Source organism: Kocuria sp. U4B, from assembly GCF_054875615.1.
Genome location: NZ_CM142180.1, coordinates 2,994,226 through 3,018,233 on the forward strand (window position 1 = coordinate 2,994,226; position 24,008 = coordinate 3,018,233).

General features: G+C 74.7%; 25 protein-coding genes. 20 read left to right on the top strand and 5 right to left on the bottom strand.

What is annotated here, in order from left to right:
• Positions 1-30 precede the first annotated feature (30 nt).
• The 9 genes from ACYSMR_RS14050 (at position 31) to miaA (ending at position 9,650) form a co-directional block, all read left to right on the top strand.
• On the top strand, positions 31-3,027 hold the full coding sequence (locus ACYSMR_RS14050) for an FtsK/SpoIIIE family DNA translocase (RefSeq protein WP_461746039.1): 2,997 nt from the start codon (positions 31-33) through the stop codon (positions 3,025-3,027).
• Between the two features lie 45 nt (positions 3,028-3,072).
• Positions 3,073-3,684: a CDP-diacylglycerol--glycerol-3-phosphate 3-phosphatidyltransferase gene (gene pgsA / locus ACYSMR_RS14055; RefSeq protein WP_251334075.1), complete on the top strand. Its 612-nt coding sequence runs from the start codon at positions 3,073-3,075 to the stop codon at positions 3,682-3,684.
• Positions 3,681-4,187, top strand: a complete 507-nt coding sequence (locus ACYSMR_RS14060; RefSeq protein ID WP_251334074.1) for a CinA family protein — start codon at positions 3,681-3,683, stop codon at positions 4,185-4,187. The genes pgsA and ACYSMR_RS14060 overlap by 4 nt, the downstream gene beginning before the upstream one ends.
• Before the next feature lie 123 nt (positions 4,188-4,310).
• A complete protein-coding gene (locus ACYSMR_RS14065) occupies positions 4,311-4,742 on the top strand; it encodes a helix-turn-helix domain-containing protein (protein WP_285859854.1) in 432 nt (143 codons plus the stop codon).
• Between the two features lie 178 nt (positions 4,743-4,920).
• Positions 4,921-5,142, top strand: a complete 222-nt coding sequence (locus ACYSMR_RS14070; protein WP_251334073.1) for a DUF3046 domain-containing protein — start codon at positions 4,921-4,923, stop codon at positions 5,140-5,142.
• A gap of 228 nt (positions 5,143-5,370) precedes the next feature.
• On the top strand, positions 5,371-6,483 hold the full coding sequence (gene recA / locus ACYSMR_RS14075) for a recombinase RecA (protein ID WP_251334072.1): 1,113 nt from the start codon (positions 5,371-5,373) through the stop codon (positions 6,481-6,483).
• 5 nt (positions 6,484-6,488) lie between these two features.
• Complete coding sequence (locus tag ACYSMR_RS14080) at positions 6,489-7,118, top strand: regulatory protein RecX (protein WP_251334071.1); 630 nt, start codon at positions 6,489-6,491, stop codon at positions 7,116-7,118.
• 52 nt (positions 7,119-7,170) lie between these two features.
• On the top strand, positions 7,171-8,724 hold the full coding sequence (miaB, locus tag ACYSMR_RS14085; protein ID WP_461746043.1) for a tRNA (N6-isopentenyl adenosine(37)-C2)-methylthiotransferase MiaB: 1,554 nt from the start codon (positions 7,171-7,173) through the stop codon (positions 8,722-8,724).
• Positions 8,721-9,650, top strand: a complete 930-nt coding sequence (gene miaA / locus ACYSMR_RS14090; RefSeq protein ID WP_461746045.1) for a tRNA (adenosine(37)-N6)-dimethylallyltransferase MiaA — start codon at positions 8,721-8,723, stop codon at positions 9,648-9,650. The genes miaB and miaA overlap by 4 nt, the downstream gene beginning before the upstream one ends.
• Before the next feature lie 12 nt (positions 9,651-9,662).
• Here the strand turns inward: miaA and ACYSMR_RS14095 are convergent, their stop codons facing one another.
• Both ACYSMR_RS14095 and ACYSMR_RS14100 read right to left on the bottom strand, forming a co-directional pair.
• Positions 9,663-10,340 carry a TMEM175 family protein gene (locus ACYSMR_RS14095; RefSeq protein WP_461746047.1) on the bottom strand — a complete coding sequence of 226 codons (678 nt, stop codon included), beginning with the start codon at positions 10,338-10,340 and terminating at the stop codon, positions 9,663-9,665.
• Complete coding sequence (locus ACYSMR_RS14100) at positions 10,330-11,232, bottom strand: LssY C-terminal domain-containing protein (protein WP_461746049.1); 903 nt, start codon at positions 11,230-11,232, stop codon at positions 10,330-10,332. The genes ACYSMR_RS14095 and ACYSMR_RS14100 overlap by 11 nt, the downstream gene beginning before the upstream one ends.
• A 142-nt stretch (positions 11,233-11,374) precedes the next feature.
• Between ACYSMR_RS14100 and dapF the strand changes: the two genes are divergently transcribed.
• Complete coding sequence (dapF, locus tag ACYSMR_RS14105; protein ID WP_374238510.1) at positions 11,375-12,337, top strand: diaminopimelate epimerase; 963 nt, start codon at positions 11,375-11,377, stop codon at positions 12,335-12,337.
• Between the two features lie 39 nt (positions 12,338-12,376).
• Here the strand turns inward: dapF and ACYSMR_RS14110 are convergent, their stop codons facing one another.
• The gene (locus ACYSMR_RS14110; protein WP_251334067.1) at positions 12,377-13,039 is read right to left on the bottom strand and encodes a class I SAM-dependent methyltransferase; all 663 of its coding nucleotides are present in this window, start codon (positions 13,037-13,039) and stop codon (positions 12,377-12,379) included.
• 128 nt (positions 13,040-13,167) lie between these two features.
• On the opposite strand from ACYSMR_RS14110, the gene hflX reads away from it, so the two are divergent.
• Together hflX and ACYSMR_RS14120 are read left to right on the top strand one after the other, a co-directional pair.
• On the top strand, positions 13,168-14,829 hold the full coding sequence (gene hflX / locus ACYSMR_RS14115; RefSeq protein WP_461746051.1) for a GTPase HflX: 1,662 nt from the start codon (positions 13,168-13,170) through the stop codon (positions 14,827-14,829).
• A 16-nt stretch (positions 14,830-14,845) separates the two neighbouring features.
• Positions 14,846-16,906 carry an ATP-dependent DNA helicase gene (locus ACYSMR_RS14120; RefSeq protein WP_461748029.1) on the top strand — a complete coding sequence of 687 codons (2,061 nt, stop codon included), beginning with the start codon at positions 14,846-14,848 and terminating at the stop codon, positions 16,904-16,906.
• Between the two features lie 87 nt (positions 16,907-16,993).
• On the opposite strand, the gene lexA is transcribed toward ACYSMR_RS14120, so the two are convergent.
• The gene (gene lexA, locus ACYSMR_RS14125) at positions 16,994-17,749 is read right to left on the bottom strand and encodes a transcriptional repressor LexA (RefSeq protein ID WP_461746053.1); all 756 of its coding nucleotides are present in this window, start codon (positions 17,747-17,749) and stop codon (positions 16,994-16,996) included.
• Between the two features lie 335 nt (positions 17,750-18,084).
• Here lexA and ACYSMR_RS14130 point away from each other — a divergent pair, with 335 nt between their 5' ends.
• From ACYSMR_RS14130 to ACYSMR_RS14160, 7 genes are all read left to right on the top strand, one after another.
• Entirely contained in the window at positions 18,085-18,531 is a 447-nt protein-coding gene (locus ACYSMR_RS14130) for a LysM peptidoglycan-binding domain-containing protein (RefSeq protein ID WP_461746055.1), read from the top strand.
• 79 nt (positions 18,532-18,610) lie between these two features.
• Positions 18,611-19,714 carry a histidinol-phosphate transaminase gene (locus tag ACYSMR_RS14135; protein WP_251334063.1) on the top strand — a complete coding sequence of 368 codons (1,104 nt, stop codon included), beginning with the start codon at positions 18,611-18,613 and terminating at the stop codon, positions 19,712-19,714.
• Positions 19,715-19,859: 145 nt separating this feature from the next.
• Positions 19,860-20,483, top strand: coding sequence for an imidazoleglycerol-phosphate dehydratase HisB (gene hisB / locus ACYSMR_RS14140; protein ID WP_251334062.1), 624 nt, complete (start codon positions 19,860-19,862; stop codon positions 20,481-20,483).
• Between the two features lie 74 nt (positions 20,484-20,557).
• The gene (gene hisH, locus ACYSMR_RS14145; RefSeq protein ID WP_461748030.1) at positions 20,558-21,286 is read left to right on the top strand and encodes an imidazole glycerol phosphate synthase subunit HisH; all 729 of its coding nucleotides are present in this window, start codon (positions 20,558-20,560) and stop codon (positions 21,284-21,286) included.
• Positions 21,283-21,444 carry a hypothetical protein gene (locus ACYSMR_RS14150; protein WP_251334061.1) on the top strand — a complete coding sequence of 54 codons (162 nt, stop codon included), beginning with the start codon at positions 21,283-21,285 and terminating at the stop codon, positions 21,442-21,444. The genes hisH and ACYSMR_RS14150 overlap by 4 nt, the downstream gene beginning before the upstream one ends.
• Positions 21,445-21,505: 61 nt before the next feature.
• On the top strand, positions 21,506-22,258 hold the full coding sequence (priA, locus tag ACYSMR_RS14155) for a bifunctional 1-(5-phosphoribosyl)-5-((5-phosphoribosylamino)methylideneamino)imidazole-4-carboxamide isomerase/phosphoribosylanthranilate isomerase PriA (protein WP_461746058.1): 753 nt from the start codon (positions 21,506-21,508) through the stop codon (positions 22,256-22,258).
• The gene (locus tag ACYSMR_RS14160) at positions 22,255-23,109 is read left to right on the top strand and encodes an SseB family protein (protein ID WP_461746060.1); all 855 of its coding nucleotides are present in this window, start codon (positions 22,255-22,257) and stop codon (positions 23,107-23,109) included. The genes priA and ACYSMR_RS14160 overlap by 4 nt, the downstream gene beginning before the upstream one ends.
• Before the next feature lie 45 nt (positions 23,110-23,154).
• On the opposite strand, the gene ACYSMR_RS14165 is transcribed toward ACYSMR_RS14160, so the two are convergent.
• Complete coding sequence (locus tag ACYSMR_RS14165) at positions 23,155-23,562, bottom strand: DUF1844 domain-containing protein (protein ID WP_251334058.1); 408 nt, start codon at positions 23,560-23,562, stop codon at positions 23,155-23,157.
• 84 nt (positions 23,563-23,646) lie between these two features.
• On the opposite strand from ACYSMR_RS14165, the gene ACYSMR_RS14170 reads away from it, so the two are divergent.
• A complete protein-coding gene (locus ACYSMR_RS14170) occupies positions 23,647-23,943 on the top strand; it encodes a DUF503 domain-containing protein (protein ID WP_461746063.1) in 297 nt (98 codons plus the stop codon).
• Positions 23,944-24,008 lie beyond the last annotated feature (65 nt).

Below are 24,008 nucleotides of genomic sequence, written 5' to 3' on the forward strand. Positions count from 1 at the left end.
GCGGGGAGGCGGTGGTCTACCCTGGACGGTATGGCGACTCGCACTTCCCCTGCCCGCAAGGGCGCCTCGACGTCGCGTGGCAAGAACAGCTCGTCTTCTGCGCGGTCGTCGGGATCCCCCCGGAACTCCTCCCGCGGCACGCCGGCGGCCGCGCGCGGCTCCTCCGCGCGCAAGGCCCCCCAGCCCGCGCCCTCGGTGCTGCACGCGCTCGGCGCCGCCCTGCTGTGGTGCGCCCGCGTCCTCGGGGGCGCCTGGCTGGCCGTCGCCCACGTCGTCGGCGGCGCCGTGCGCCGGATGGGCACGCTGCGCACGGACGTGCCCGCCGAGGCGCTGCGCGACGGGGGAGCCCTGTTCCTGCTGAGCCTGGGGCTGCTCTCGGCCGCCGTGGAGTGGTGGAACCTCCCCGGGGCGGCGGCCGGATGGATCGCCCAGCCCGCCGCCGTGGTGCACAGCGTCCTGGCCGGAACCTTCGGCTGGATGGCGCTCGTGCTGCCGCTGCCGCTCGCGGGCTTCGCCGTCCGCCGGTTCCGCCACCCGGCGGAGACCTCCGGGAACAACCGCATCGCGATCGGCCTGGGCGCCGCCGTGGTCGCCGGCTCGGGACTCGCCCACCTGGTGGGCGGGCGCCCCTCCATGAGCCAGGGCCCCGAGGCGATCCGCTCCGCCGGCGGGACCGTGGGCTTCCTCGCCGCGGACCCGCTGAGCGCCCTGGTCACCCCGGTCGGCGCGGGCGCCGTCTTCGCCGTCGTCCTGTTCCTGTCGGTGCTCGTCATCACCGCCACGCCGGTCAACCTCATCGGGCCCCGGCTCGCGCAGGGCTACTGGCGGCTGATGGGCCAGGACGGGCCCGTCTCCGCGACCGACCTGGCCGCGGACCGGCACGACCGCTCCTACCTCGACGAGCACCACCGCGACCCCGAGGCGGGGCGCACCCGCCGGCAGAAGCGCCGCGAGCGCAAGGAGGCCGAGGCCGAGCGCCGCCGGTCCTTGGACGCCTACCGCGGGGACGAGGCCTTCGAGCGCGCCGTCGTCGCCGAGGAGGAGGCCGCCGACGCCCAGGCCCCCGCCCGGGTCTTCGACGTCGACTCCGCGCGCGCGGCGCGCCAGCGCGCCGCCGGTGCGGGCCCCGCGCGCCGGACCGCCGGGACAGCGGGGGCGGCGGGCGCCGCGCCGGCCGCGGAGGACACCGGCGCCCGGCCGGGGCAGAGGCGGCCCACCCGTGACGAGCTCGCGGCCCGGCAGGTGCGCCGCGACCAGGGCCTGGAGCCGGCCGCGGACACCGCCGCGGGCTCGGCCTCCCCGGCCCTCGAGGACGTGGCGGAGCCCGCCACGGGCGCCACGGCCCTGGCCGCGCCCCTGGTCGCGCCCACCCACACCCCGGAGGCGCCCATCCCGGCGCGCGCGGAGCAGCTCAGGCTCGACGGCGACATCGCCTACTCCCTGCCCACGGCCTCCTCGCTCGTGCAGGGGCCGCCGCCCAAGGAGCGCTCCGAGGCCAACGACGCCGTGGTCGCCTCCCTCACGAGCGTGCTGGAGCAGTTCAACGTGGACGCCGTCGTGACCGGCTTCTCCCGCGGGCCCACCGTCACCCGCTACGAGATCGAGCTGGGCTCCGGCACCAAGGTCGAGCGGGTGACGGCGCTGTCCAAGAACATCGCCTACGCCGTGGCCTCCGCCGACGTGCGCATCCTCTCGCCGATCCCCGGCAAGTCCGCGATCGGCATCGAGATCCCCAACACCGACCGGGAGACCGTCTCCCTGGGCGACGTCCTGCGCTCCCAGAACGCGCGCCGGACCGAGCACCCGATGGTCATGGGCGTCGGCAAGGACGTCGAGGGCGGCTACGTCGTGGCGAACCTCGCGAAGATGCCGCACCTGCTCGTGGCCGGCGCCACCGGCGCCGGCAAGTCGAGCTTCGTGAACTCGATGATCGTCTCGCTGCTGATGCGCGCCACCCCGGACGAGGTGCGGATGGTCATGGTCGACCCCAAGCGCGTCGAGCTGACCGCCTACGAGGGGGTCCCGCACCTGATCACCCCGATCATCACGAACCCGAAGAAGGCCGCCGAGGCGCTGCAGTGGGTCGTGCGGGAGATGGACGCGCGCTACGACGACCTCTCCCACTACGGCTACAAGCACGTCGACGACTTCAACAAGGCCGTGCGCAACGGCAAGGTCCAGCCCGAGCCCGGCTCCAAGCGCGTCATCCGCCCGTACCCGTACCTGCTCGTGATCGTGGACGAGCTCGCGGACCTGATGATGGTCGCCCCGCGCGACGTCGAGGACGCGATCGTGCGCATCACCCAGCTCGCCCGCGCCGCCGGGATCCACCTGGTCCTCGCGACCCAGCGGCCCTCCGTGGACGTGGTCACCGGCCTGATCAAGGCCAACGTCCCCTCGCGCATGGCCTTCGCGACGTCGTCGGTCACGGACTCCCGCGTCGTCCTCGACCAGCCCGGGGCCGAGAAGCTCATCGGCCAGGGCGACGCCCTGTTCCTGCCCATGGGCGCCTCCAAGCCCATGCGCGTGCAGGGCGCGTGGGTCTCCGAGTCGGAGATCCACGCGGTCGTCGACCACGTCAAGGGCCAGATGACGGCGCACTACCGCGAGGACGTGGTCCAGGAGGCGCCGAAGAAGGCGATCGACGAGGACATCGGGGACGACCTCGACGTCCTGCTCCAGGCGACCGAGCTCGTCGTGACCACCCAGTTCGGGTCCACCTCGATGCTCCAGCGCAAGCTGCGCGTGGGCTTCGCCAAGGCCGGCCGGCTGATGGACCTGCTGGAGTCGCGCGGCGTCGTCGGGCCCTCCGAGGGCTCCAAGGCCCGCGACGTCCTGGTCAAGCCCGACGACCTCGCCGCCACCCTCGCGGTCATCCGCGGCGAGGAGCCGCCGGCACCGCGCGGGGGCTCCGTGGACTACGGGGACGACCCCGTCGAGGCCTCGCTGGCCGACACCGCCGTGGACTACCACGACGGCGCCGACGCCGAGGGCACCGAGGACGCCTGGCAGCTCACCGGCCGCTGACCCCACCACCCGACCCCGGCCCCACCACCAGGAAGCGAGCACCCGATGAGCCCCGCGGAGACGCAGAAGGCCTCCAACCTCAACCTGCCCAACGCGCTGACCGCCCTGCGCATCGTGCTCGTCCCCTTCTTCGTCTGGTTCCTGTGGGCCGGCGGGCCGTGGGGCGAGGACTCGCTCGCGATGCGGTGGGCGGCCCTCGCCGTGTTCGCGGTGGCGATGTACACGGACAAGCTCGACGGCGACATCGCCCGGGCCCGCGGGCTGATCACGAGCTTCGGCAAGATCGCCGATCCGATCGCCGACAAGCTGCTGACGGGCGCCGCCTTCGTGGTCCTGTCGATGCTCGGGGAGCTGTGGTGGTGGGTGACCGTGGTGATCCTCGTGCGCGAGTGGGGCATCACCCTCATGCGCTTCGTGGTCATCCGGTACGGCGTGATGGCGGCCTCCAAGGGCGGCAAGCTCAAGACCGTCCTGCAGACGGTCGCGCTGCTGCTGCTGCTCCTGCCGCTGGTCCCGCTCGTGGGCCCGTGGTGGCCGTGGCTCGGCTGGATCGCGATGGGCGCCGCCCTCGTGGTCACGGTCGTCACCGGCGTGGACTACGTCGTCAAGGCCGTGCAGCTGCGCCGCCGGGCGCTCGCCGGGCGGGCCGCGCGGTGACGGCCCCGGACGCCCCGGCGGGCGCCGCCGCGGCCGCCCTCGTCGCGGCGGCCGTGCGGCGCGGGGTCACCCTGTCGACCGCCGAGTCCCTGACGGGCGGCGCCCTCGCGGCGGCCGTCGTGGACGTCCCGGGCGCCTCGGCGTGCTTCGAGGGCGCGGTCGTCTCCTACTCCAGCCGGGTCAAGGCCGAGGTCCTGGGCGTCCCCGCCGGGCTGCTGGCAGAGCGCGGGTCCGTGGACCCCGACGTCGCCGTCGCCATGGCGGAGGGGGCGCGCCGGCGGCTGGGCACGGACTGGGGCGTCTCCACGACCGGCGTCGCCGGCCCCGACCCGCACGACGGCAAGCCCGTGGGGACCGTCTACGTGGGCGTCGCCGGGCCGGCGGGCAGCTCGGCGCACGAGCTGGCCGCGGCGGGGGACCGGGCGGCGATCCGGGCCGCCGCGGTCGAAGCCGCCCTCGACCGGCTCACCGCCGCCCTGGTGCTCCCAGACAACTCCCAGTGAAAAAGTTCGCCGCCCGGGGAAGAATGGAACCATCAGCGTGGTTATCAATGTCGAAGGCTCGACTTGAGCCCATCGGAGTCAAGTCGCGGACCGGCCGCGCACACGAGGAGACTAGCGATTCACATGACCAAGCAACCCGTGTCCGTCAATGGCGTCGTCCGTTGGAAGGACGTGGGAGTGGACGATCACGATCGGACCGAGACGAAGGACATGAAGATGGGTGTACTCCGCCAGGAAATCGGTGAGGTTCTGCGCAACGTGCGCCAGCGTCAGGGGCGCACACTGCGCGAGGTCTCCCACAGCGCCCGCGTGTCCCTCGGCTACCTGAGCGAGGTCGAGCGAGGCCAGAAGGAGGCCTCCTCGGAGCTCCTCGCGTCGATCTGCGCGGCGCTCGACATCCCGATGTCCCAGATGCTGCGCGAGGTCGCCGACCGCCTGGCCTACGCCGAGGGGCTGCTGGTCCCCGACACGGTCCCCAGCGACCTCACCGAGCAGTACTCGCGGGAGTTCGGCCGGGTCAACGGCGGCGAGGCCGCCGCGGCCGGCGCCCGCTGACCCCCACGGGCGGCTCCGCCGCCCCCGCACGGCATCCCCGAGGGTCCGCCGGTCGACAGACCGGCGGGCCCTCGGCCGCGCAGGTGGCAGAATCGACGGGAACCACGGCCCCGCGGGCCGCCGTCGGCCGGCGAGGGCGCCGGCGGACGGCGCGGGGCACCCCGACGAAGGAGGGCGCGTGAGGCTGAGCAGCTTCTGGGAGCTGATGGCCGGTGAGTTCGGCGCGGGCTACAGCAAGGTCCTGGCGCGCGACCTGGTGCTGGGCGAGCTGGGGCACCGCACGGCCAGCGAGGCCCTCGAGGAGGGCGTCGACCCGAAGGCCGTGTGGTTCGCGGTCTGCCGCGCCCAGGACGTGCCCGAGGCGCGCTGGTGGGGCGAGGACCGGCCGCCGCGCGGCTGACGGGACACGCCCCGGCGCGCCCGTGGACCCGCACCGGCTTCGAAGGTATATTCGAAGGGCGGGTGCGGCCTCCACAGCCGGCCCGGTCCCGGGCCGGCGCTGCGCGCCCGTCCCCAGGCTCCGCGCGAGGCCTTACGGTGTCCGACCGCGCCGATACCGTGGAACACGACAGCACCAGCAAGAACGGTTCCGGCCCACCGGCGGAGCCCCGCGAACACGAGGTGAATCATGGCAGGCAAGGCCAGCACGCAGCGCCCCGACCAGCAGTTCGGCTCCGACCGCGAGAAGGCCCTCGAGACGGTCCTCGCGCAGATCGACAAGAACTACGGCAAGGGCTCCGTCATGCGCCTGGGCGACCGCCCGGCGACGAAGATCGAGACCATCCCCACCGGCTCCATCGCCATGGACGTGGCCCTGGGCATCGGCGGGTTCCCCCGCGGCCGCGTCGTGGAGATCTACGGCCCGGAGTCCTCCGGCAAGACCACGGTCGCCCTGCACGCGGTGGCCAACGTCCAGAAGGCCGGCGGCATCGCGGCGTTCATCGACGCCGAGCACGCGCTCGACCCCTCCTACGCCGAGAAGCTCGGCGTGGACACGGACAGCCTGCTCGTGTCCCAGCCGGACACCGGTGAGCAGGCGCTCGAGATCATGGACATGCTCGTGGGCTCCGGCTCCATCGACATCATCGTCATCGACTCCGTCGCGGCCCTCGTGCCGAAGGCCGAGATCGAGGGCGAGATGGGCGACAGCCACGTGGGCCTGCAGGCCCGCCTGATGAGCCAGGCGCTGCGCAAGATCACGGGCCGGCTCTCCCACACGAACACCACCGCGATCTTCATCAACCAGCTGCGCGAGAAGATCGGCGTGTTCTTCGGCAGCCCCGAGACCACCACGGGCGGCAAGGCGCTGAAGTTCTACGCCTCGGTGCGCGTGGACGTGCGCCGCATCGAGACGCTCAAGGACGGGGCGAACCCCGTGGGCAACCGCACCCGTGCCAAGATCGTCAAGAACAAGATGGCCCCGCCCTTCAAGCAGGCCGAGTTCGACATCCTCTACGGGGAGGGCATCTCCACCGAGGGCGGGCTCATCGACATGGGCGTGGAGCACGGCATCGTCAAGAAGTCGGGCGCCTGGTTCACCTACGAGGGCGACCAGCTCGGGCAGGGCAAGGAGAACGCCCGCCGGTTCCTCAAGGACAACCCGGAGCTCGCCGAGGAGATCGAGCGCCGGATCCTCGTGAAGCTCGGGATCGTGGCCGAGCCCGAGCTGGAGGGCGCCGCCGAGGACCAGGACGCGGAGGCCGCCGGGCTGCCCGCCGAGGCCGCCGGCCCCGCCTTCTGAGCCCGGTGACCGAGAGCCCCTACGCACGACGACGCCGCCGGTCCTCCGCCCGCTCCCGCGGGCCGGAGGGCCCGGCGGCGTCGTCGTCCGCGGCCGCCGACCCGGAGCCCGATCCCCGGGAGGTCGCCCGTGCCATCGTGCTGCGCCAGCTCACCGCCTCCGCCAAGAGCCGCAAGCAGCTCGAGGACAAGCTCGCCGACCGCAACGTCCCCGAGGACGTGGCCCGGGAGGTGCTGGACCGCTTCGAGGAGGTGAACCTCGTCGACGACGCCCAGTACGCCGAGCTCTACGTCCGCTCCCGCGCGGGCTCCCGCAAGCTCGCCCGCTCGGCCATCCGGCGCGAGCTCGCCGCGCGGGGAGTCACCGGGGACGCCGCCGAGGAGGCGCTCGGGCAGCGCACCGACGACGACGAGCGCGCGGACGCCGCCGAGCTCGTGCGCCGCAGGCTGCCCGCCGGCGCGGACCTGGACGACCGCGCCGAGCGGGACCGGCTCGTGCGCCGCCTCGTCGGGATGCTCGGCCGGAAGGGCTACGCGCCGGGTCTCGCCTTCGCGGTGGTCCGGGACGAGCTCGCCGCCCTCGGCGGCCCCGGCCCGGACGACGAGCTCGGCGGGGCGTACCCGGACGCCCCCTGACCGGTGACCCGAGGGCGCCGCGTCCCGCCGCGCCCCGTACAATTGACCGGTGATGTCCAGCCCCGCCGCCCTCTCCCCGGACCTGCCCGTGACCTCCGCCGCGCCCTCGTCCCCGCCCTCCGCAGCCGCCGTGCCGCGCTCCTACGAGGTGCGCACCTTCGGCTGCCAGATGAACGTCCACGACTCCGAGCGGATCACCGGTCTGCTCGAGGCCGCCGGCTACGTCCCCGCCGACGGCGGGGAGCCGGACCTCGTCGTGTTCAACACGTGCGCGGTGCGCGAGAACGCCGACAACAAGCTCTACGGCAACCTCGGCCAGCTCGTGCCCGCGAAGAAGCGCAACAAGGACCTGCAGATCGCCGTGGGCGGGTGCCTGGCGCAGAAGGACCAGGACACCATCCTCACGAAGGCGCCCTGGGTCGACGTCGTCTTCGGCACCCACAACATCGGGTCCCTGCCCACGCTGCTCGAGCGCGCCCGGCACAACGCCGAGGCCCAGATCGAGATCCTCGACGCCCTCGAGGTCTTCCCCTCCACCCTGCCCACCAAGCGCGACAGCGCCTACTCCGGGTGGGTGTCGATCTCCGTGGGCTGCAACAACACCTGCACGTTCTGCATCGTCCCGTCGCTGCGCGGCAAGGAGAAGGACCGCCGCCCCGGCGACGTCCTCGCCGAGGTGCAGGCCCTGGTGGACCAGGGCGCCGTGGAGGTCACCCTGCTCGGGCAGAACGTCAACTCCTACGGCGTCGAGTTCGGGGACCGCGGGGCGTTCGCCAAGCTGCTGCGCGCCTGCGGGCAGATCGAGGGGCTCGAGCGGGTGCGGTTCACGAGCCCGCACCCCGCCGCGTTCACCGACGACGTCATCGACGCCATGGCCGAGACCCCCAACGTCATGCCGCAGCTGCACATGCCCCTGCAGTCCGGCTCCGACCGGATCCTCAAGGACATGCGCCGCTCCTACCGCTCGGCGAAGTTCCTCGGCATCCTCGACAAGGTCCGCGCCCGCATCCCGGAGGCCGCGATCACCACGGACATCATCGTGGGCTTCCCGGGCGAGACCGAGGAGGACTTCCAGGACACCCTCGACGTCGTGGCGGCCTCCCGCTTCTCCTCCGCCTACACCTTCCAGTACTCGGTCCGTCCCGGCACGCCCGCCGGGGAGATGGCCGACCAGATCCCCAAGGCCGTCGTCCAGGAGCGCTTCGAGCGCCTCGTGGCGCTGCAGGACCGGATCGCCGCGGAGGAGAACCGGGCGCTCGTCGGACGGCGGGTCGAGCTGCTCGTCACCGCCGAGGCGGGCCGGAAGGCCGGCTCGACCAGCCGGCTCTCCGGCCGCGCGCAGGACCAGCGGCTCGTGCACTTCGCCGTCCCCGAGGGCGCCGAGGCGCCGCGGCCCGGGGACTTCGTCACGGTCACCGTCACCGACGCCGCCCCGTACCACCTCGTGGCCGACCCCCGCGGGCCCGAGGACTACGTCCTGCGGCGCTCGCGGGCCGGCGACGCGTGGGACCGGCAGCAGGCCGCCTCCTGCGGCGTGCCCGCCGCCCCCGGGACCGCCGGGCCCCGCCCCGTGAGCCTGGGCATGCCGAGCCTGCCGGTCCGGTGAGCGCGCAGCACCTCCCGGTCGTCGCCGTCGTGGGGCCCACCGGCTCCGGCAAGACCGCGCTGGGCGTCGAACTGGCCCTGCGGCTGGACGGGGAGGTCGTCAACGCCGACTCCATGCAGTTCTACCGGGGCATGGACATCGGCACGGCCAAGGCCACCGAGCAGGAGCGCCGGGGCGTCCCGCACCACCTCCTGGACGTCCTCGACGTCACGCAGGAGGCCTCCGTCGCCGACTTCCAGCGCGCCGCCCGCGAGCACTTCGCCGGGATCCGCTCCCGCGGCCGGGTCCCGGTCCTCGTGGGGGGCTCCGGGCTGTACGTGCGGGCGGCCCTCGACGTGCTGGAGCTGCCCGGCACCGATCCCGCCGTGCGGGCCCGGATCGAGCGCGAGCTCGCCGAGCAGGGCCCCGGCGCCCTCCGGGAGCGGCTGCGGCAGGTCGATCCCGAGTCCGCGGCGCGGCTGGCGGACGACCGCCGCGTGGTGCGGGCCCTGGAGGTCTGGGAGCTCACCGGCCGCCCGTTCACCTCCTTCATGCCCCGCCGGGAGTACGTCGCACCCACCGTGCAGCTCGGCCTCGACGGGGACCGGGCCGAGCTGCACGCACGCCTGGCCCGGCGGGTCGAGGCCATGGTCGAGGCCGGCCTGGAGGACGAGGTCCGGCGGCTGGCCGCGGCCGGGCTGCGCGAGGGCCGCACCGCCGCCCGCGCCCTGGGCTACGGCCAGTTCCTCGACGTCGTGGACGGCCGCGCCACCGTGGCCGAGGCGGCCGAGGCCACCGTCGTGGCCACCCGCCGCTTCGCCCGCCGCCAGCTCACCTGGTTCCGGGCGGACCCGCGCGTGCACTGGCTGGACTGGTCCGACCCGCAGCTCGTGGAGCGCGCCGTGGAGCTCGTCGAGCGCTCCGCGCCGGCGCCCGGCCGCCCGTAGGGGCGCCGGCGCTCAGCCGCCGGCCGAGCGGCGCAGCCACCACCGGTCCGCGGCGGCCGCCGGGACGATGAGCAGCCAGGCCCACGGGGCGGCCCCGGGATCCCAGAACGCCACCGGGATGCTCAGGGCGAAGACCACCGGCGCCGGCAGCAGCGCCCGCAGCACGTAGCGGTACAGGGCGGCGTCGACCACGGACGCCATCAGCCCGGCGTGCCAGGCGTGGGCCCACACCAGGTTCAGCGACCCGTAGACGGCCGCCGACACCGCGGCGTACAGCACCACCGGCCACGGCGAGCCGCTCCCGCCGTAGTCGCTGAGCAGGCTCGTGGGCATCGGCAGCAGCGCGACGAAGAACAGCGACAGCAGGTTCAGCCACTGCAGGCCCCGGTCGTAGCGGCAGATGACGGTGAACCGCCGGTGGTGGCTCATCCACGCCGTGCCGATCACGGCGAAGCTCAGGACGTAGGCCAGGAACTCCGGCAGGTGCCCCCGGAGGGCGGAGTCCAGCTCACCGGGGGCCAGGTCCGCCGGGATGATGAGCTCCAGCACGAGCAGCGTCATCGCGATCGCGAAGACGGCGTCGCTGAAGAACACCGTCCGCTCCGTGGCCTCACCGCTGCCGAACAGCTGCCGGTACCGCTGGGCGGGACCGTCGCGCCGAGCCGCGCCGGCGCCGTGGTCAGCCGCCACCGGGGGCACCCCCCGACCGCTGCGCCGGCGGGGCCGGCCACACGTCGACGACGGGCAGGTCGCCGTCGGTCTCGATGGCGTCCCCGCCCCCGTTGCGGGCGTGGTAGCCGGTGGAGAAGTGGTGCACCACGTGCACCGTGGCCCCGGCCGAGCGCAGCGCCGCGACGACGCGGTCCCGCTCCTCGTCCGTGCGCTCGGCGATCTTGTGCGTGACCTGCAGGGTGAACAGGGACAGGCCCACCCGCCGGTCGAAGGTCGCCGCGCCCAGCAGGTCGACGGCGTAGCCCCCCGGCAGCAGCCACCCCGGCGGGCAGGTCCAGAACCGCACGTGGTGGCGCTGCGCCGGGCTGCCCGCGACCTCCTGCTCGAAGGCCAGGGCCTGCCGGCAGCCGAAGGCGAACAGCGGGCTGAGGGGTGCCGCGGGATAGCTGCGGCGCAGCAGGGACGCCCGGACGATGTGCCAGCCGGTCCGGACGGTCAGCGGGTCCGCCGCGGTCCAGCCGGCGTCGAGCATCGCCGCCCGCAGCCGCGCGGGGGTGCCCACGACGGCCAGGTTGATCGGGTCCCCCAGGAGCCCGTCCGCGGTCCGGGCGCGTCCGATGAAGTAGTCCGGCACGTAGAGCCGGGTGAGCAGCCGGGTCAGCCGCGGCAGCAGCACGTAGGCCGACAGCACCCAGATCAGCAGGAACGCCCACGGCAGGCGCCCGTCGTCGTCGATCTCCTCGAGGAACAGGTGGTACACGCCCCACCCCGCCAGCACGCTCGTGAGCAGGTACAGGACCCGCTGGCCCCACAGCACGGCGGTGGCCGTCACGCCCCGGCGGCCGGGCGCCCGGGGCTCCTCCCCGGCCGGCCGGAGACCGTCCTCGTCCGTGCCGTCGTGCCTGTTCACCTGACGCACCTCGCTCCCGGGCCGGGCGCCGGACTCCGCCGCCTCCCGCGGGCCGGTGGTCGTGCCCTCAGGCTAGTGGGGGCGGGCGCACCGGGGAAGGGGACGGCCCGGGCCCGTGCGGGACCGCAGGTATCATGACCGGGTGACTTCCGCGCAGCCCGCCACCGCCCACCCCGCCACCGCCCCGGAGCAGACCGTCTGGGGAGAGCTGCGCGGGTGGTCCTTCGCCAAGGGCCACGGCACGGGCAACGACTTCGTGCTCGTCACGGACCCGGACGCGCGGCTCGTCCTCGACGCGGAGCTCGTGGCCCTCGTCTGCGACCGCCACCGCGGCATCGGCGGGGACGGCCTGATCCGGGCCGTGCGCTCGCAGGCGCTGCCCGAGGGCCGGGCCGTCCTTGAGAGCGCCCCGGACGCCGAGTGGTTCATGGACTACCGCAACAACGACGGCTCGATCGCCGAGATGTGCGGCAACGGCGTGCGCGTGTTCGTGCACCACCTCATCAGCCAGGGCCTCGTGGAGGTCGCCGAGGGCGACGTGCTGCGGATCGGCACCCGCGCGGGCGTGAAGACCGTGGGCCGCACGTCGGCGGGCTACGCCGTGGACATGGGCCCGTGGAGCTTCCTCGACGGCGAGGCCGCCCGCAGCCGCGGCTCGGACGCCGTGGTGACCGCCAAGGGGCTGAAGGTGACCCGCCCGGCGCTGTCCATCGGCATGGGCAACCCCCACACGGTCGTGGCGCTCGCCGAGGGGGAGAAGCTGGACCAGCTCGAGCTGCACACCGCCCCGGTCGTGCGCCCCGTCCCGGAGGACGGGACCAACGTCGAGTTCGTCGTCCCCGCGGACGGCGACGACGACGGGGTCGGCCGCGTCCGGATGCGGGTGCACGAGCGCGGCGTGGGCGAGACGCAGTCCTGCGGCACGGGTGCGTGCGCCGCCGCCGCGGCGACCCGCTTCTGGGGCGGGGCCACGGCCCCGGACCAGTGGCTGGTGCAGGTGCCCGGCGGCGTCGTGTCCGTGACGTTCGTCCCGGCGCCGGACGGCTCGGAGCACGTGGTGCTCGCCGGTCCGGCCGTGCTCGTGGCCGTCGGCACGTTCGTCTGAGCCGGGGCGCGGGCCCGAGCCCCGCCGGCGGGACCGGCCTCAGCCGCGGCGGGCGACCCGCAGGACCCGGAAGCCCTTGTCCGTGGCGTGCCGGGAGACGGTGTAGTCCCCGCCCAGGGCCGAGGCCAGCCACTGCTGCAGGGAGTCCGCGCCGAGGTTCTTCTGCACCACGAGCCACGCCGTTCCGCCCGGGGCCAGCCGGGGCAGCCACCGCAGCAGCAGCTCGTGCAGCTGCTGCTTGCCGATCCGGATCGGCGGGTTGGACCAGATGGTGTCGAAGCGCCGCTCCGCGGGCACCCGGTCCGGCGCCATCGCCTCGACGTTGCCGAGCCCGAGCGCCGCGGCGTTGTCCCGGGTCAGGGCGAGCGAGCGTTCGTTGACGTCCACGGCGGTGACCCGCGCCCCCGGGGCGGCCGCGGCCATGCTCAGGGCGATCGGCCCCCACCCGCAGCCCACGTCGAGCAGCTCCCGGCCCGCCGGATCGGGAACATTCTGGAGCAGTACGGACGTTCCCTTGTCGAGACCTCGCGGGCTGAAGACCCCGTTGGAGGTCTGCAGCGCCACCTCCCGCCCGCGCAGCACGACGGTCACCGACCGCCGCTGCTCCGGCGTCGAGGGATCCTCCGAGAAGTAGTGCTCGGCGGCCGGGTTGGGAGCGGCCGAGCTCGTTGCGGGATCGGGGGAGTCGGAACGCGGTGCCATAACCGCCCATGCTACCGACCGCACCGGCCGGGCCCGCACCGCCCGCTTCCCCGCCCCTTCCCACCGACGCCCCCGATGTCCGGGGCGGCGACTAGAATCCACGTACCACCGTCCTTCCGAAAGGAACCATGACCCAGTCTCACAACACCCCTGCCGAGCGCGGCACCGCGACCTCCGCGGTGCCGGCCGACGACGGCCTGAGCCGGCAGGAGCTCGAGGACGTCGTCGAGCGCGTCCTGTCCCGCGCCCGGGCCCGGGAGGCCCAGCACGGCGAGCAGCAGTCCGCGGAGGGCGACGCCGCCGAGCACGACGACGCCGCGGCCCGCGGCACCGGCCGCCTCACCGGCCGCGCCCGGGAGCTGGCCGACAGCGACCAGGAGCACTCCGACCACGACGGCGAGCAGCAGGACCTCGAGGAGCGCCGCGCCCTGCGCCGCGTGGGTGGACTGTCCACCGAGCTCGAGGACGTCACCGAGCTCGAGTACCGCCAGCTGCGCCTGGAGCGCGTGGTGCTCGCCGGCCTCTGGACCGAGGGCACGCTCGAGGACGCGGAGAACTCCCTGCGGGAGCTCGCGGCCCTCGCCGAGACCGCCGGCTCCGAGGTGCTCGACGGCATCGTCCAGCGCCGGCTCAAGCCGGACCCCGCCACCTTCCTGGGCTCGGGCAAGGCCAAGGAGCTGCGGGACATCGTCGCCGCGACCGGCGCCGACACCGTCATCGTCGACTCCGAGCTGGCCCCCTCCCAGCGGCGCGGGCTGGAGGACGTCGTCAAGGTCAAGGTCATCGACCGCACCGGCCTGATCCTCGACATCTTCGCGCAGCACGCGAAGTCCAAGGAGGGCAAGGCCCAGGTCGAGCTCGCCCAGCTCGAGTACCTGCTCCCGCGCCTGCGCGGCTGGGGCGAGTCCCTGTCCCGCCAGGCCGGCGGCCGCGCCGCCGCCGGTGAGGGCATCGGCTCCCGCGGCCCCGGTGAGACCAAGATCGAGCTGGACCGTCGCCGCATCCGCACGCGCATGGCCAAGCTGCGCCGCGACATCGCCGCGATGAAGCCGGCCCGCGAGACCAAGCGCCTCAACCGGCGCCGCAACTCGGTGCCGTCCGTGGCGATCGCCGGGTACACCAACGCGGGCAAGTCCTCGCTGCTGAACCGGCTCACGGACGCCGGCGTGCTCGTGGAGAACGCCCTGTTCGCGACCCTGGACCCCACGGTCCGCCGCGCGCAGACCCCCGACGGCATCGGCTACACGCTCTCGGACACGGTCGGCTTCGTCCGCTCGCTGCCCACGCAGCTCGTGGAGGCGTTCCGCTCCACCCTGGAGGAGGTCGCCGACGCCGACCTCATCCTGCACGTGGTCGACGCCTCGCACCCCGACCCGGAGGGTCAGGTCCGCGCGGTGCGTCAGGTCTTCTCGGACATCGGCGCGCAGAACATCCCCGAGATCATCGTGCTGAACAAGGTCGACGCGGCGGACCCCTTCGTCGTGGAGCGGATCAAGCAGCGCGAGCGCAACGTCGTGGTGGTCTCCGCCCGCACGGGCGAGGGCCTCGACGAGCTGCGGCAGCGGATCAGCGACTCCATCCCGCGCCCGGAGACGGTGCTGGACCTGCTGGTGCCCTACCAGCGGGGCGACGTCGTGAGCCGGCTGCACGAGTGGGACGCCGAGATCCTGCGCACCGAGCACCTGGCCGAGGGCACCCACCTGCTGGTGAAGGTCCGCGAGGACCTCGCGGCGGAGCTGTCGGAGTTCGTCCCCGGGCACGCCCCCGCCTTCGGCGCCGAGAGCGCCTGAGCGCGTGGCCGCATCCGTGGACGAGTCCGGGCACGACGTCGCGCAGGTGCGCCCGGAGACCCTGCCCGGGGCCGAGGAGGCCCTGGACCTGCTCGACACCGCCGTGGACGCGATGGGCGGGCAGGTCCGGGACGGCCAGCGGCTGATGGCCGCGAAGGTCGCCGAGTCCCTGGACCGCGGGCGGCACCTGCTCGTGCAGGCGGGCACCGGCACCGGCAAGTCGCTGGCCTACCTGGCCCCGCTCGTGGCCCACGCCCAGGGCGCGGACAAGCCCGTGGTCGTGGCCACCGCCACGCTCGCGCTGCAGTCGCAGATCGTGGGCCGGGACGTCCCGCGCCTGCTCGCCGCGCTCGAGGGCAGCCTCGAGCGCGAGCTCGACGTCGCCCTGCTCAAGGGCCGCAGCAACTACGCCTGCCTGCACAAGCTCGAGGGCGGCTACCCCTCCGACGACGAGCCCGGCGCGCTCTTCGCCCTGCCCGACTCCGCCCCGCACCCCGGGCCCGCGGAGGCGGACGCGAGCGGCGGCCGGCTCGGCCAGGAGGTGCTGCGCCTGCGCGAGTGGGCCCGGGCCACCGAGACCGGCGACCGCGACGAGGTGGTGCCCGGGGTGAGCGACAAGGCCTGGCGGCAGGTCTCCGTCACGGCCAAGGAGTGCCTGGGCCGCAACTGCCCGCTCGTCGAGGAGTGCTTCGCCGAGCTCGCCAAGCAGCGCGCGGACGAGGCGGACATCGTCATCACCAACCACGCCCTGCTCGCGATCAACGCGTTCGAGGGCGTCACCGTGCTGCCCGAGCACGAGGTCGTGGTCATCGACGAGGCCCACGAGCTCCAGGACCGGGTCACGGGAGCGGTCACGGGCCAGCTCTCGCCGGCCATGGTCCGCTCCGCGGCGGCCTCCCTGCGCAAGCACACGGCCGCGAGCGCCGACTCCCTCACGGCCGGCGCCGCCAACCTCGAGGCCGCGCTGCTGGGCGTGCCGGCGGAGCTGATGCACCGCGGGCTCGACGACGCCCAGGCGGGCGCCGTCGCCCAGATCCGCGACGCCGCCCGCACGGCCATGACCGAGACCAAGGGCGGCTCGGGCGGGGAGAAGGACGGCGACGCCGGGCGGCAGATGGCCCGCTCCCGCGTCAGCGACGTCCTGGAGCTGGCGGAGCGCATCCTCGCCGCCGGGGACTCCCGCGAGGTGCTGTGGGTCTCCCGGCAGGGCGGGTGGGAGCCCGGCCGCGGCTACGTGCCCGCCGAGGACACCGACCCCGCCACCCTGCACGTCGCCCCGCTGTCGGTGGCCGGCACCCTGCGGGAGGGCCTGTTCGACGGGCGCACGGTGGTCCTGACCTCCGCCACCCTGTCGGTCGGCTCCTCCTTCGACGCCGCCGCCGGAGCCCTGGGGCTGAAGGGCGAGGGTGCCCCGGGCTGGGAGGGCGTCGACGTCGGGAGCCCCTTCGACTACCCCAGGCAGGGCATCCTCTACCTCGCCAAGCACCTCGAGAAGCCCGGCCGCCGGCTCACCGACGCGCAGCTGGACGAGATGCTCGCGCTGCTCGAGGCCTCCCGCGGCGGCGCGCTGGGCCTGTTCTCGTCCCGCCGCGCGGCCGAGGAGGCCGCCGCGGCCCTGCGCGGGCGCACCGACCTGCCGATCCTGTGCCAGGGGGAGTCCTCGCTGGCGGGCCTCGTGCAGGAGTTCGCCGAGGACCCGGCCACGAGTCTGTTCGGGACGATGAGCCTGTGGCAGGGCGTGGACGTGCCGGGCGCGTCGTGCCGGCTCGTGATGATCGACCGCATCCCCTTCCCGCGCCCGGACGACCCGCTGTCGACCGCGCGCTCCCGGGCGGCCGAGCGTGCCGGGGGCAACGGGTTCATGTCCGTCTCGGCCACGCACGCGGCCGTGCGGCTGGCGCAGGGCGCCGGGCGGCTGATCCGCGCGGGCGGGGACCGGGGGGTCGTCGCGATCCTGGACTCCCGGATCGCCACCGCCCGCTACGGCGGGTTCCTGCGCGCCTCCCTGCCCCCGCTGTGGACCACCACGGACCGCTCGGTCGTGCTCGGCGCGCTGGAGCGCCTGTCGACGGGCTGACGCCCGGCGGACGGCACCACGGAAGCGCGACGGGGCCCGGCCGGACGGCCGGGCCCCGTCGCGTCCGGCAGGCCCGGCGCGGGCCGGTCAGAGGCTGCGCAGCACCGAGACGACCTTGCCCATCACCGTGGCGTGGTCGCCGAGGATCGGCTCGTAGCGGGTGTTCTGCGGCAGCAGCCACGTGTGCCCGTCGCGCTGCCGGAAGGTCTTGACGGTCGCCTCCTCGTCGAGCAGGGCGGCCACGATGTCGCCGTTGTCCGCGGAGCTCTGCCGGCGGACGACCACCCAGTCGCCGTCGCAGATGGCGGCGTCGATCATCGAGTCGCCCTTGACGCGGAGCATGAACAGCTCGCCGTGGCCCACCAGCTGGCGCGGCAGCGCGAGCACGTCCTCGACGGCCTGCTCGGCCGTGATCGGCCCGCCCGCGGCGATGTGGCCCACGAGCGGGACCATGGTCACGTCCGCCGACGTCGACAGCTCCGCCACGGAGTCCGGGGCCGCCGTGCGCGCCCGGCGCGGGCCGGAGGGCTCCGCGGCGCCGCCCCCCGCGGTGTCGCGCAGCTGCAGCGGGGTCAGGACCTCCATGGCCCGCGGCCGCTTCGGGTCCCGGCGCAGGTAGCCGAGCTTCTCGAGCTGGGAGAGCTGGTGGGTGACGCTCGACAGCGACGCGAGGCCCACGAGGTCCCCGATCTCCCGCATCGACGGCGGATAGCCGCGCTCGGCGATGGAGCGCTGGATGGCCTCGAGGATCGTGCGCTGGCGCGGGCTGAGGCCGCGGGCGCCGCGGCGGCCGGTGCGGGCGGAGTGCGCCTGGGGGTCCTCGGGGGTGGGGGGCTGGGCCATTCCTCGTCGTCCTTTCCCGTCCGGTGGGGCCGGCTGCGGCGCCCGTCCCGGTTCCGATGTCGGACCCGGGTGGTTCCATGGTTGCCGGTCGCCGGGCGCCGGGGGTTCCAGGAGCGCGCCGGACCGCGGCCCGGACATGTCCACAGCCTAGGGGAGTCCGGGTGTGTCTTCAAACATATGTACGAGCGGGCGTCGACATCCTTCGCAGATGCGTGCTAGACATGGATCACCGGTGTTCGAAAGTATGTTCGATCGAATAGGAATCGGCAGATCCGCCCGGTCGGACCGGAGTTCGAGATCGCCCGCCCGCGCGGGAACGTCAAGGAGTGCATGCCATGAGTGCCAGTGCCAGCTTCAGTGCCGCGAAGGCCGCCGCCGGGGTCGGTGCGGCCCGGATCCGCCCGCTCGGCGCCCCGCGCGCCGTCGCGCGGGCCCTGCGCCGCACCCGCTCCACGGCTCCCGCCGCACCCGCGCCGCTGACCCTCACCCGCCGCGGCCGCCTCGTGTTCCTGGGCCTGCCCGTGCTCACCGGTGCCGCGGCCCTCGTGGTCCTCGCCGTGGTGTTCCTGGTGCCCTCCACCGCCACGGCCACCAGCGAGCCGGTCTCCGGGTCCGGGACCGGGCGCGCCACCGTCCATCCCGGCCAGACCCTCTGGGACGTGGCCGTGGCCGCCGACGCCCAGCGGGACCCGCGCGAGGTCATGGACGAGATCGTGGAGCTCAACGACCTCGAGACCTCCGTGCTCCTCGCCGGACAGGTGCTCGAGGTCCCGGCCGCCTGAGCGCGGCGGCCCGCACCCCGGGCGCCCGGACCCCGGTCCGCCGCGCGGGCGCGCCGTCGGGGCGTCCTAAACTGTACGGGTGACGCAGAACCTCGACCGCCTCAACGCCCTCCCGCTGCGCGACAACCTGCGCGGCAAGTCCCCGTACGGGGCTCCGCAGCTCGACGTCGCGGTGGCCCTCAACACGAACGAGAACACCCACCCGGTGCCGGAGGACGTGCACGCGGCGATCGTGCGGGAGGTCACCGAGGCCGCCCGGACCCTCAACCGCTATCCCGACCGGGAGTTCACGGCCCTGCGCGAGGAGCTCGCCCGCTACCTGGGGCACGGCCTGGGCGCCGAGCACCTGTGGGCGGCCAACGGCTCCAACGAGATCCTGCAGCAGCTCCTCCAAGCCTTCGGCGGCCCCGGCCGCAGCCTGCTGACCTTCGTCCCCACCTACTCGATGTACCCCCTGCTGGCCTCCGGCACGGACACGACGTTCATCGCCGGGGAGCGCGCCGCCGGCTTCGGGCTCTCCGCGCGCTCCGCCGCCGAGCAGGTCCGCCGGCACGGGCCCGACGTCGTCTTCCTGTGCTCCCCGAACAACCCGACGGGCACGGCGCTGGACGCGGACGTCGTCACGGCCGTGTACGAGGCGGGGGAGGAGTTCAACACCGTCGTCGTGGTGGACGAGGCCTACGCCGAGTTCTCCCACACCGGCACCCCCTCGGCGCTCGGCCTGCTCGAGGGCCGCCCGCGGCTGGTCGTCTCGCGCACCATGAGCAAGGCGTTCGCGCTGGCCGGCGCGCGGCTCGGCTACTTCGCCGCCGCCCCGGAGGTCGCCGACGCCGTGCGCCTCGTGCGCCTGCCCTACCACCTGTCCGCGGTCACGCAGGCCACGGCCCTCGCCGCCCTGCGGCACTCGGGGTCCCTGCTGGCCAACGTGGAGGACATCAAGGTGCAGCGGGACCGGATCGTGGACGAGCTCACCCGCCTGGGCCTGGAGCCTGCCGAGTCGGACTCCAACTTCGTCTTCTTCGGCGGCATGGAGGACTCCCGCGCCGTGTGGGAGGCCCTGCTGGCCGACGGCGTGCTCGTGCGCGACGTCGGGATCCCCGGCCACCTGCGGGTCACCGCCGGCACCGAGGAGGAGACCACCGCCTTCCTCACGGCCATGGAGCGGATCGTGTCGGCGGGCTGAGCCCCCCGGAGCCCGGGGCCCGCCCGCCCCGATAGCATGGACGCAGACCACCACCGGGCCGGCCGCGCCGGACCCGACCACCTTCGCGGCCGCCGCCCCGCCCCCGGCGCGGCGACGGCCGCGCCCGCGAGGAGTTCCACCCGGCATGAGCACCCAGCACCCCACCGCCGCGCCGCGCCGCGCCACCGTCGAACGGCGCACCAGCGAGTCCTCCGTCACGGTCGAGATCGACCTCGACGGCACCGGCGCCCACGAGATCGACACCTCGGTGCCGTTCTACGACCACATGCTCACCGCCCTGGCGAAGCACTCGCTCATCGACATGCGGATCAAGGCCAGCGGCGACACCCACATCGACGTCCACCACACCGTCGAGGACACCGCGATCGTGCTCGGCGACGCCCTGCGCCAGGCGCTCGGCGACAAGGCCGGCATCCGGCGGTTCGGGGAGGCCACCGTCCCGCTGGACGAGGCCCTCGCGAACGCGGTGGTCGACATCTCCGGCCGGCCCTACGCCGTGCACACCGGGGAGCCGGAGGGCCAGCAGTACCACCTGATCGGGGGCCACTTCACCGGCTCCATGGTCCAGCACGTCTTCGAGTCCCTGGCCCACCACGCCGGGATCTGCCTGCACATCACCCTGCTGGCCGGCCGGGACCCCCACCACATCGCCGAGGCCCAGTTCAAGGCGCTGGCCCGCGCGCTGCGCCAGGCCGTCGAGCCCGATCCCCGGGTCAGCGGCATCCCGTCGACGAAGGGCGCCCTGTGAGCACCGGAACCCCCGAGAGCACCGACACCCGCCAGGGCTCCGGGCGGGACGGCGCCGGCGAGCGCCGGCCCACCGTGACCGTCCTCGACTACGGCGCCGGCAACGTCCGCTCGGCCGTGCGCGCCCTCGAGGCCGCCGGCGCCGACGTGGTCCTCAGCGCCGACCCGCAGGCCGTGCTCGAGGCCGACGGCCTCGTGGTCCCCGGCGTCGGCGCCTTCGCCGCCGTGATGGACGGCCTGCGCGCCGTCGACGGCCTGCGCCTGATCGGCCGCCGGCTCGCCGGCGGGCGCCCCGTCCTGGGCATCTGCGTGGGGCTGCAGGTGCTGTTCGACTCCGGCGTCGAGCACGGGCAGGAGACCGAGGGCATGGGCGAGTGGCCCGGCGTCGTCGAACGGCTCCGCGCGGACGTCGTCCCGCACATGGGCTGGAACACCGTCGAGCCCCCCGCGGACACCGTGCTGTTCAAGGGCATCGAGGACGAGCGGTTCTACTTCGTGCACTCCTACGGCGTGCAGGAGTGGGACTTCCCGCAGTCCATCGAGAAGATGAGGCCGCCGCAGGTCACCTGGTCCGACCACGGCGGGCGCTTCGTCGCCGCCGTCGAGAACGGTGCGCTGTGCGCCACCCAGTTCCACCCCGAGAAGTCCTCCGGGGCCGGGATCCAGCTGCTGCGCAACTGGCTCGGCACCCTGCCGCGCACCGGCCGCCTCGACCACCTGAGGGCCGCCGACCCGCTCGCGGCCGCCGACGAGCCGGCCGACCGCCCCGGTGACCCCGGGCGTCCCGGCCAGGCCCCCGCGTGAGCGCGGCGGTCGTCGTCATGGTCCTCGGCGCGTTCGTCGCCGGCGGTGCCATCTCCTTCCACCAGCAGAAGAAGCCCGCCTGGACCGTCGTGCTCCTGGCCCTGGTCGCCGCGGGCCTGATCGGCTACGGCTGGTACGCCTGGTTCCTCGGCCGCTGAGCCGTCCGCGCCCGCACCCCGACACCCCATCCCGACCCCGCACCCCGAGAAGAGAGATCCCATGCCCCTGAGCGAGACCCCCCGCCTGCAGCTGCTGCCCGCCGTCGACGTCGCGGACGGCCAGGCCGTGCGCCTGGTCCAGGGCGAGGCCGGCTCCGAGACGGGCTACGGCGACCCGCTCGAGGCCGCCCTCGCCTGGCAGGAGGCCGGCGCCGAGTGGCTGCACCTCGTGGACCTCGACGCCGCCTTCGGCCGGGGCGACAACGTCGAGGTGCTGCGCCGGGTCGCGGGAGAGCTGGACCTGAAGATCGAGATGTCCGGCGGGATCCGCGACGACGAGTCCCTCGCCCGGGCCCTGTCGCTGAAGCCCGCGCGGATCAACCTGGGCACCGCCGCCCTCGAGAACCCCGAGTGGACGCGCAGGGTCATCGCCGAGCACGGCGACGTCATCGCGGTGGGCCTCGACGTGCGCGGCAGCACGCTCGCCGCCCGGGGCTGGACGCAGGAGGGCGGCGACCTGTGGGAGGTCCTGGACCGCCTCGAGGCCGACGGCTGCGCCCGCTACGTGGTCACCGACGTCACCAAGGACGGGACCCTCAAGGGCCCGAACCTCGACCTGCTGAAGGAGGTCGCGATCCGCACGGACAAGCCGGTCGTCGCCTCCGGCGGCATCTCCTCGCTCGAGGACCTGGAGGCCCTGCGCACGCTCGTGCCCGCCGGGGTGGAGGGCGCGATCGTAGGCAAGGCCCTCTACGCGGGCCGCTTCACCCTCCAGCAGGCCCTCGACGTCGCAGGCCGCCCGGGAGAGCGGTGACCGACCGGCGGCTGCCGGAGCACATCGCCGCCCAGCTGCGCGGTGCCGGCGGCACCGCGGACACCGGCGGCCAGGCGTGGGCGGGGCGCAACCTCGGGGAGGGCACCAGCCACACCCACCTCTTCCCCGGTGACGAGGGCGCCGCCGACCCCGGGGTGCTGGCGGCGCTGGCGGCGCTGCGGGCGGGTGCGGGGGACGAGGCGGCCGTCGTCGCCGCGCTCGCCGGCGCCCGCGTCTTCGTGCCCGTGGTCGCCGAGGTCTCCTCGTCCACCGTCACGGAGGCCGGGCTGGTGGCCGACAAGGAGGCCGACATGGCCCTCGTGTCCCTGCGCGCGGCCGACGGCCGCCCGGTGCTGCCCGTGTTCACGTCCCCGCAGGCGCTCGCGGCCTGGCACGCCGCGGCCCGGCCCGTGGCCTCCGACGTGCGCCGCACGGCGATCGCCGCGGTCAAGGACGGCACCCAGCTGCTCGTGCTCGACCCGGGCTCCGCGACGCCCTTCGTGGTCCGCCGGCCCGCCCTGTGGGCGCTCGCCCGAGGCCGGGCGTGGAGCCCGTCCTACCGCAGCGCGGAGGTCGCGGAGGCCGTGGTCCGCTCGGCGACCGGCCTGCCCGGCGTGGTCGCGGCCCGCACGGCACCCGGCGACGGCGTCGCCGCCCGCACCACCGGCGGCGCCGTGGTCCCCGGCGGCGGTGCCGGGCCCGAGCTCGCCGTCGTGCTCGAGCTGCGGCCCGGACTGGACCGGGCGCAGCTGGACGACGTCGTCGCGCGCTTCCAGGCCCGGCTGAGCGTCGAGCCCGCCCTGGCCGAGGACGTGGACTCCATGCAGCTGCGGCTCACGACAGCGGGCTGACCCGGACGCACCGGACCAGCCCGCGGGGGTGGGACGAGGACGGGGTCAGCTCACCGGGCCGGTGAACTTCTCGCCCGGGCCCTTGCCGGGGGCGTCCGGGTAGGGCGAGGCCTCGCGGAAGGCGAGCTGGAGGGTGCGCAGGCCGTCGCGCAGGGGAGCGGCGTGCTGCGAGCCGATCTCCGGGGCGGCGGCGGTGACGAATCCGGCGAGCGCCGTGATCAGCTTGCGCGCCTCGTCGAGGTCCTTCAGCTCCTCGGCGTCCTCCCCGGCGGCGAGACCGCACTTCACCGCCGCGGCGCTCATCAGGTGGACGGCGGCCGTGGTGATGACCTCGATGGCGGGGACCTCCGCGATGTCGCGCATCTGGTCGTCGACGGCCTGCACCGTCTCCTGGGGGATCTCCTGGCCGGAGCGGTCGGCGTCGTCGAAGCGGAAGGTGTTCTCGGAAGTCATGGTCCAACTCTGCCACACCGCCGGAACGGCCCGGCCTATCCTGCAGGGGAGGCCCGGCGCCGGGCGGAGAGGAGGTCCCGGACCGTGTGGATCGGGTGGATCGAGTTCGACGTGCTGCTCGGGGACGTGCACTCCCTCAAGGGCAAGCGGTCCCTGGTGCGCCCGCTCGTGGCCGAGCTGCGCCGCCGCTTCCCGGTGAGCGCCGCGGAGGCCGGCCACCTCGACCTGCACCGCCGGGCCCTCGTGGGGGTCGCCGCGGTGGCCGGGGACGCCGCCCACCTCGTCGACGTCCTGGACGAGGTCGAGCGCTTCGTGGCGGCCCGTCCCGAGCTGGAGCTGCTCTCCGCCCGGCGGGGGATGCGCACGACCGAGGACGACTGACGAGCGGCCGACACGGGGGACGCCGGGGTTTCCGCAACACGGCGCCCATGGGCTAGACTGGGTCG

Coding starts and splice junctions, on each gene's coding strand:
- ACYSMR_RS14130 (WP_461746055.1), top strand. CDS start 18,085: ATGAGTGCCAGTGCCAGCTTCAGTGCCGCGAAGGCCGCCGCCGGGGTC.
- ACYSMR_RS14165 (WP_251334058.1), bottom strand. CDS start 23,562: ATGACTTCCGAGAACACCTTCCGCTTCGACGACGCCGACCGCTCCGGC.
- miaB (WP_461746043.1), top strand. CDS start 7,171: ATGTCCAGCCCCGCCGCCCTCTCCCCGGACCTGCCCGTGACCTCCGCC.
- ACYSMR_RS14065 (WP_285859854.1), top strand. CDS start 4,311: ATGACCAAGCAACCCGTGTCCGTCAATGGCGTCGTCCGTTGGAAGGAC.
- lexA (WP_461746053.1), bottom strand. CDS start 17,749: ATGGCCCAGCCCCCCACCCCCGAGGACCCCCAGGCGCACTCCGCCCGC.
- ACYSMR_RS14050 (WP_461746039.1), top strand. CDS start 31: ATGGCGACTCGCACTTCCCCTGCCCGCAAGGGCGCCTCGACGTCGCGT.
- recA (WP_251334072.1), top strand. CDS start 5,371: ATGGCAGGCAAGGCCAGCACGCAGCGCCCCGACCAGCAGTTCGGCTCC.
- ACYSMR_RS14110 (WP_251334067.1), bottom strand. CDS start 13,039: ATGGCACCGCGTTCCGACTCCCCCGATCCCGCAACGAGCTCGGCCGCT.
- pgsA (WP_251334075.1), top strand. CDS start 3,073: ATGAGCCCCGCGGAGACGCAGAAGGCCTCCAACCTCAACCTGCCCAAC.
- hflX (WP_461746051.1), top strand. CDS start 13,168: ATGACCCAGTCTCACAACACCCCTGCCGAGCGCGGCACCGCGACCTCC.
- priA (WP_461746058.1), top strand. CDS start 21,506: ATGCCCCTGAGCGAGACCCCCCGCCTGCAGCTGCTGCCCGCCGTCGAC.
- hisB (WP_251334062.1), top strand. CDS start 19,860: ATGAGCACCCAGCACCCCACCGCCGCGCCGCGCCGCGCCACCGTCGAA.